This is a genomic window from Saccharopolyspora antibiotica, from assembly GCF_047200635.1.
Classification (GTDB): domain Bacteria; phylum Actinomycetota; class Actinomycetes; order Mycobacteriales; family Pseudonocardiaceae; genus Saccharopolyspora_C.
In genome coordinates, this window is the sequence record NZ_JBJZOI010000045.1 from 1 (window position 1) to 5,120 (window position 5,120).

4 protein-coding genes are annotated in these 5,120 nt (G+C 72.0%); 1 reads left to right on the forward strand and 3 read right to left on the reverse strand.

The features are described from left to right. Positions 1-263: 263 nt before the first annotated feature. The gene (locus ACL03H_RS23765) at positions 264-1,238 is read right to left on the reverse strand and encodes a bile acid:sodium symporter family protein (protein WP_412813533.1); all 975 of its coding nucleotides are present in this window, start codon (positions 1,236-1,238) and stop codon (positions 264-266) included. Between the two features lie 214 nt (positions 1,239-1,452). Here ACL03H_RS23765 and ACL03H_RS23770 point away from each other — a divergent pair, with 214 nt between their 5' ends. Then, entirely contained in the window at positions 1,453-2,925 is a 1,473-nt protein-coding gene (locus ACL03H_RS23770) for an MFS transporter (protein WP_412813534.1), read from the forward strand. 213 nt (positions 2,926-3,138) lie between these two features. On the opposite strand, the gene ACL03H_RS23775 is transcribed toward ACL03H_RS23770, so the two are convergent. Both ACL03H_RS23775 and ACL03H_RS23780 read right to left on the reverse strand, forming a co-directional pair. After that, positions 3,139-3,933 carry a FadR/GntR family transcriptional regulator gene (locus ACL03H_RS23775; RefSeq protein WP_412813535.1) on the reverse strand — a complete coding sequence of 265 codons (795 nt, stop codon included), beginning with the start codon at positions 3,931-3,933 and terminating at the stop codon, positions 3,139-3,141. Positions 3,934-4,109: 176 nt separating this feature from the next. Next, positions 4,110-4,643, reverse strand: coding sequence for a winged helix-turn-helix transcriptional regulator (locus ACL03H_RS23780; protein WP_412813536.1), 534 nt, complete (start codon positions 4,641-4,643; stop codon positions 4,110-4,112). Positions 4,644-5,120: the final 477 nt, after the last annotated feature.

A 5,120-nucleotide genomic window follows, 5' to 3' on the forward strand; every position in this document is an offset into this window, starting at 1 on the left:
AGCTGGCGGCTGGTCGTCAGGCGGTACCGCGCGCATCTTGCCGTTCAACACGTGCTTCCTCCGTGGCTGGGACTGGGACCGCCGCGGTCGCCACCGGACGGGCCCGCCCCCGTCCGGACCGAGAACCGGCGGGACTCCGGCGGAGTCGCATCCGGACAGGAGCGCTCCCGTTGCCGCGGTGCCTCCCGGGAACCGGTGGGAGGTGCCGCGGCGCGGTGCGGTGAGCGAGACCGCCCACCGCTCCGGCGATGCGCCGAACGAGGTCACGCATCATCGCTCGCGACCTGGTGCTCCTCGCTCCCGACCACCGCGCCGGGCCGACGGGCCCAGTAGGTCGCGACCAACGAGCCGGAGATGTTGTGCCACACCGAGAAGATGGCCCCGGGCAGCGCCGCGACCGGGGAGAAGTAGGTCGACGCCAGGCTGGCCGCGAGGCCGGAGTTCTGCATGCCGACCTCCAGGGCGATCGCCCGCCGCCCTGCCTCGTCGATCCCGGTCAGCCTGGCGGCCGCGTAGCCGAGTCCGACGCCGAGCAGGTTGTGCAGAACGACCGCGAGCACCACGATCGGCCCCACGCTGAGCAGCTTGTCCGCACTGCCCGAGACCACCGCGACCACCACGCCGGTGACCCCGATGACCGAGATCAACGGCAGCACCGGCAACGCCTTCGCCACGACAGGTCCGGCCAGCCGGCGCAAGGTGAAGCCGAGGATCACCGGGACCAGCACGATCTGCAGGATTTCCAGGATCAGCGCGCCCGGGTCCACCGGCAGGTAGCTGCCGGCCAGCCAGAGCACCAGGAACGGTGTCACGATCGGCGCGACCAGAGTGGACACGCTGCTCATCGCCACCGACAGGGCGGTGTCCCCCTTGGCCAGGTAGACCATCACGTTCGACGCGGTGCCGCTGGGCGCGCAGCCGACCAGAATCACCCCGACCGCCAGTTCCGGGCTCAGCGGGAGCACCAGGGTCAGCAGCCAGGCGAGCAGCGGCATGATCACGAAATGCGCGACGACACCGATCGCGAACGCTGCCGGACGGCGGGCCACGTAGGCGAAGTCGCGCGGTTCGAGGGTCATGCCCATCCCCAGCATGATGATCGCCAGGAGCCAGGGCACCACAGTGGTCCAACCCGCGAACAGGTTCGGGTAGGTCAGCGCGATCGCCCCGGCCACCAGCACGATCAGCGGGAACCAGCGGCCGACCAGCTGGCTGAATGCCCCTATGCGCGAGATCATCGTTCCTCCACCCCCGGGCGGTCCCGGCTACGCTGCCGATGCCACGGTCGATGGCACGTGGCGAGGCGAAGCTACCGCACGATGGTCATCGGCTTCCAGCTCACAGCACCCGTGAACGACGAACCCGAGATTTGCCGTGCCCCGGGCCGGTTCCGCACCTCGCCTCGCCTCGGTGCGCTGCGGCCACCCCGACCTCGGATCGACGAAGGTGGTGATGTCAGTGGTCACCGGGGCTGAACCCTCCGATGGCGACGGCGGCAGTCCAACGGCGGAGGAGGAGCGCGGGGACCCGCGCCGCTGGCTGATCATGGCGGTGCTGAGCGCGGTGGCGTTCATGGCTCAGCTGGACTTCTTCATCGTCAACGTCGCCGTGGACGGCATCGGGCGGTCCTTCGGCGGGGCATCGACGTCGGCGGTGTCGTGGGTGTTGTCGGCCTACGCCATCGTCTTCGCCGCGCTGCTGGTGCCCGCGGGACGGCTGGCGGACCTGCACGGCCGGAAGCGGATGCTGCTGGCGGGCGTCGTGGTGTTCACCCTCGGATCCGCGCTGGCGTCGTTCGCGCCCTCGCTGCCGGTGCTGGTGGCCGCCCGGGCCGTGCAGGCGGTCGGGGCGGCGATGAGCGTGCCGCCGTCGCTGGGTCTGCTCTACCCCAGCTTTCCGCGGCGGCAGCACACCTTGGTCGTCGGGTTGTGGGCCGGGGTCGCCGGCGTGGCCGCGATGGCCGGCCCGCCTCTCGGCGGACTGCTCGGCAGCCTGGACTGGCGGTGGATCTTCCTGATCAACCTGCCGATCGGTCTCCTCACGATCCTCGGTGGCGCCTGGCTGCTGCCGGAGGTCCGGGAGCCGGCCGGCCGGCCCCTGCCGGACGTCGTGTCCACGGTGTCCCTGCTCGCGGCGGTCAGCGCGCTGGTCCTCGCCACCACCCAGGGTCCCGAGTGGGGCTGGAGCTCGCCGCGGACGATCGTCCTGTTCGCCGCGGCGGCGGTGTTCGCGGTGGTGACGGTGCGACGCGGCTTCACCGCGGCAGCGCCGATCATCGAACCGGCGCTGTTCGCCAGCCGCGAGTTCACCGCCGCCGCGCTCGCCCTGCTCGGCCTGTTCGCCGGTTTCGCCATCTTCCTGTTCGGCGGAGCGCTGTTCCTCCAGCAGGTGTGGCACTTCAGCGTGCTGGAGGCCGGGATGGGCATCGCCGCGGCCCCGATCGTCTCGGTCGGATTCGCGATGAGCGCCGGTCTCATCCGGCGCAGGTTCGGCCGCGTGCTGCCGGCCGCCGTCGGCACCCTCACGATGTCCGCGGCGGCGGGGTACTGGCTGCTCACCGTCACCGACGAGCCCGCCTACTGGTCGACGATGTTCCCGGGTCTCGTCCTGATGGGTGTCTCGGGTGGACTTTCCCAGGCTCCGCTGTTCGCCGCCGCCGGTGCTCTGCCGCCGGACCGAGCCACCACCGGCAGCGCGGTGCTGAACATGAGCCGCCAGGTCGGCAGCGCGGTCGGAGTCGCCCTGCTCGTCGCGATCGTCGCCGCGGCCCCCTCGGCCCGGACCTTCGGCCACGCGTGGATCCTGCAGATCGCGCTGGGGGTGCTGGCCGCGGTCAGCGTCCTGCTGCCGCAACGCCGCACCACCGTCAGGCCCGCCCGGCAGCGCACCACCTCGCGGGCGGCGGAGCCCCGGTCGCGGCCCTGACCCGGGAGTTCGACCTCGGCCGTCGTCCGGGAGCCAGGCTCGGCAGGAGCGCGGGGCCGCTCGGCCGACGGGGGCGAGCGGTCCGGGGAATCCCGCCGGGACGCGGCCACCGGGCGGCGTCGCGCCGGATCGCGAGCGCTCCGAGCCGGGCGCGAGCGGGATCGGCGGCGAGGACGAGCCGCGCACCCGTGCTCCGGCGCGGGCGAGCGGTCGCTACACCGCCGACGGGGGCGCGTTGGAGGTGGCTGACTGCACGAACGCTTCGAGCGCGCTCAGCGTGCGGGCCTCGTCCCCCTCGACCAGGGGCAGGTAGTAGTTGACGATGTCCCGCCGGGCGCACGACGACGCCCGGCCCGGCTCGCCGCGCCGGATGGCGTCGACGATGGCGCGGTGCCGGCGGACGAAGTCGCGCTTGACGGCATCACCCCCCTTCAGCGTCGCGTCCCCGATCAGTCCGGCCATCGCCGCCCGCACGGCGCTGGTGCACAGTTCGAGCAGCCGGTTGCCCGACGCGCGGGCGACCGAGACGTGGAACTCGATGTCGGCGGAGATGTACGCCTCGTTCGTGCCGCCCTCGACGGCCTCCTCGACGACCTGCTGGGCGTGCACGATGCCGGCGATCTGGGTCTCGTCGCGGCGCTGCGCGGCGAGGTGGCAGGCGGTCGTCTCCAGCAGCAGGCGAAACCCGATGAGGTCGCCGACCGAGAGCTGGGAGTACCGGACGAGGTCGAGCAGCGACCGCTCCAGGTTGGCGCCGTCGGGCATCCGGACGATGGCGCCGCCGGTCGGGTCGTTCGGGCGCAGGACGACGACTCCCGCGCTCTCCAGCGTGCGCATCGCCTCGCGGACGGTCGGCCTGCTGACGCCCATCTGGGCGCACAGCTCGCGTTCCGACGGCAACCGGTCACCCGGCTGGAACTGCCCCTGGAGGATCTTCTCCTCGATCTGAGCTTTGACCGCCTCGTGAGCGCGCGTTCGTGTGACGGGAGCGAACTTCGGGGTGGGCACCTTCGCACTCCACTCGTGGATCCGTTGACGTGACAGCATCTTCGGCGCACTCACCGACCCGCGACGCGGCGCCCGGCGAGGGCAGCGCGAGCAGGGGGAACTGCACGGATGCCCCGATCCCGTCGGCGCACCGGGCGAGTCGTGCCGGGGCGGACCCCGGCCTGGAGCGCGGTCCGCTACCGGGTCGTCTGGGTCAGCGGCAGCAGCGTCGACAGCCCGCTGACCGCGCCCGTCGTCGCCCCCCACCGACCGTGCGCCACCGGGAGCAGCGCGATGTCGGCCTGGTGGCCGAGCAGGGTGCCATCTCCGGAAGCACCGCACGTGGCGAAGCAGGGTTCGATCGCCTCGAGCATGTAGTCCCAGCTGGAGGAGAGGGTGTGCACCCGCTGCACCCCCGCGAGACCGCTCAGGTCGATCGCGGTGGCACGTCCGGCCCCGGTGAACCGGATGAAGACGAGCACGCAGCCGTCGGCCGCCGCGAGCGCGCTGGTGCGCGCGTGGTAACCGCGCACGACCCCCGCGCGCTCCAGCCGCCGCAGCCGCGCGCGCACCTGCGACCGGGACAGGCCGACCCGGCTCGCCAGGTCGTGCGTCTCGGCGCAGGCGTTCGATCGAAGCAAGCTGATGAGCATCCTGTCGGCGACGTCGACCTCAGGCGGGGGCGGCGTCTCCTGTTCAGGACGGCCGCTCCGCTCGGTCCACTGGTCCATCTCTGCCTCCGTCTCGAACCCGAGGAGCTGGTGGCTCTGGTGGTTCTCCCGATGGCGGAGCTCGGCGATCGGCCGGAACCCGTTCGTCATCGGTGGTCGGGACCTGGGGGCCGGCCCGTCGCGGCAGGAGGCGAGCACCGGCGGACGCGGCAACCGGGCGGACGTCCCGGGCATGAGGAATCCCGGCCCTTCGGCCGCATCTCGCGAGTCCTCGCTCCAGCACTTCGTGGCGGTGGCCCCTGTCACTGGAATCTGGGTGACGCAATCATGCTGGTCAGTCCAGTGACCCATGTCAAACATGCATGTAGCACGGGTGCGGAGGGCACAGGTGGGTGGAATTCACCCCTGTTCCGCGTGACAGACGTACGATATGCGCCCCGACACGTTGTCAAGTGTCATCCGGAACCGACAGAGGAGGAGCGTCCGATGAGGGAGAAGGTGCGCGCGGCCCCGGTCGATCAGCGAGCGACGGCAGGG